2 protein-coding genes are annotated in these 2415 nt (G+C 65.5%); both read right to left on the bottom strand.

Annotated features, from left to right (window positions below; translation table 11 throughout):
• The coding region (gene nuoG, locus VF497_RS02050; protein WP_330885752.1) for an NADH-quinone oxidoreductase subunit NuoG at positions 1 to 1706 on the bottom strand (1706 nt) is incomplete at its 3' end.
• On the bottom strand, positions 1703 to 2415 hold a 713-nt coding region (locus VF497_RS02045), incomplete at its 5' end, for an NADH-ubiquinone oxidoreductase-F iron-sulfur binding region domain-containing protein (protein WP_330885750.1). The genes VF497_RS02045 and nuoG, both read right to left, overlap by 4 nt.

The raw sequence follows: 2415 nt of genomic DNA, 5'->3' as shown, positions 1-2415 counted from the left end.
GCCGGCGAACTCGGGTCTTCGGCGCCGAGGTGATACGTGATCAGCGCTTTGGTCGGCTGCGCGAGCAGCGCCGCGGCGTTGCGACCGTTCGCGCGCGGCTGCACTCCGACGCGTGCGAGACCGACCGCGTTGGCACCGTCGGCGAGTTCGTTGAACGCGCTGCCGGTCGCCTGCGCGAGGCACTTCGCGAGAGCGCGCAGCAGCGATGCCTGCGCGTGGTGCACGGCGTCGTTGCCGAACACGAGCAGCGAACCGTTCGCGTCGTGTAGCGCCTTCACCGTCGCGCGGTGCGCATCGGTCGGCTTCGCCGCATCGACGATGGCGGCGAGATTCGCCGGTACATTCGCAGCAGTTTCACGCGCGGCCGCGACCAGCGCGGCGAGCTCACCTGCCAGTTGCGACGGCAGCACGATGAATTTGCCGCCGAGGTGGAAATCGAAATTGAAATCGTAATCGAGCGGATTGATCGCGAACACCTTCGCGCCGTGCTTCCACGCCTTGCGGATGCGATGGCCGAGCAGTGGCGCGTCATGGCGCGGATTGCTGCCGACCAGCAGCACTGCGCCGGCCTTCTCGATCTGCGCGACCGGCATTTCGAAGGTCGCGCCGGTCGGGCCGCCGTCGGTGAAATCGGCGACACGCAGGCGATGGTCGATGTTGTCGCTGCCGAGGCCGCGCACGATCTGCGCGAGCAGATGGCCTTCCTCACTCGAAGCATACGGCGCGACGAGCGCACCGACGTCGGCACTATGCTTCAGCCCGTCGGCGACGAAGGCGATCGCTTCGTCCCACGATACTTCGACGAGTTCACCGTTCTTGCGCACCATCGGCTTGGTTGCGCGATCTTCCGCGTACAGGCCCTGGTGCGAATAACGGTCGCGGTCCGACAGCCAGCATTCGTTGATCGCTTCGCTGTCGCGCGGCACCGTGCGCAGCACTTCGCCGCGGCGCGTGTGCAGCCAGAGGTTCGAGGCCAGCGCGTCGTGGTAGCCGATCGATTCGCGCGCGATCAGTTCCCAGGGGCGCGCACGGAAGCGGAACACCTTGTTGGTCAGCGCGCCGACGGGACAGACGTCGATGATGTTGCCGCCAAGCTCGCTGTCGATCGTCTTGCCGATGTAGGTGCCGATCTCCAGATGCTCGCCGCGGCCCATGCCGCCGAGTTCGGGGCTGCCCGCGACCTCGGTCATGAAGCGCACACAGCGCGTGCACTGGATGCAGCGCGTCATCTCGGTTTCGATCAGCGGACCGAGATCCTCGTCGGGCACGACGCGCTTGCGCTCGACGAAGCGCGACACCGAGCGGCCGTAACCCATCGACAGATCCTGCAACTCGCATTCGCCGCCCTGGTCGCAGATCGGGCAGTCGAGCGGATGGTTGATCAGCAGGAATTCCATCACGTTGCGCTGCGCCGACAGCGCCTTCTGCGATGCGGTCTTGATCTTCATGCCCTCGGCGACGGGCGTCGCGCACGCGGGCTGCGGTTTCGGCATCGGCTTGCCGCCCATCTCGACCTCGACCATGCACATGCGGCAGTTCGCGGCGATCGGCAGCTTGTCGTGGTAGCAGAAACGCGGGATCGGAATGCCGGCCTTGTCGGCGCCGGCGATGATCATCGAATTCTTCGGCACCTGCAGTGCCTTGCCGTCGATTTCGATGTTGACGAAATCGGGCGGCGCGGCGGGGGCTGTGGGTTGAGCGCTCATGCGGCCACTCCCATCGGCGCATCGACGATCGAGCGTCCGTTCTTGATGTAGTACTCGAACTCGGGCCAGAACTGGCGCAGGAAGCCCTGCACCGGCCAGGCTGCAGCTTCGCCGAACGCGCAGATCGTATGACCTTCGATCTGCCCCGCGGCCTGCTTGAGCATGTCGAGATCGCCGAGCTGCGCCTTGCCCTCGACGATGCGTGTCAGCATGCGGTACATCCAGCCCGTGCCTTCGCGGCACGGCGTGCACTGGCCGCAGGATTCGGCGTAATAGAAGCGGCTGATGCGGTGGCAGGCGCGCACCATGCACGTCGTTTCGTCCATGATGATGACCGCTCCGGAGCCGAGGCCCGATCCGGCCTTCTGGATCGCGTCGTAATCCATCGTCAGGCCCATCATCGTCTCGGCTTTGAGCACGGGCATCGATGAGCCGCCCGGAATCACGGCCTTGAGCTTGTTGCCGTTGCGCACGCCGCCGGCCATTTCGAGCAACTCGGAGAACGGCGTGCCGAGCTTGATCTCGTAGTTGCCCGGCTTGTTGACGTGGCCCGACACGGAAAAGATCTTCGGGCCGCCGTTGTTCGGTTTGCCTTGGGCGAGGAACCACTCGGCGCCCTTGTTGAGGATCGTCGGCACCGAGGCATAGGTTTCGGTGTTGTTGATCGTCGTCGGCTTGCCGTACAGGCCGAAGCCGGCCGGGAACGGCG

Source organism: Rudaea sp. (assembly GCF_036383415.1).
Lineage (GTDB): Bacteria > Pseudomonadota > Gammaproteobacteria > Xanthomonadales > Rhodanobacteraceae > Rudaea.
This window is presented reverse-complemented; position numbering and strand designations above follow the sequence as displayed.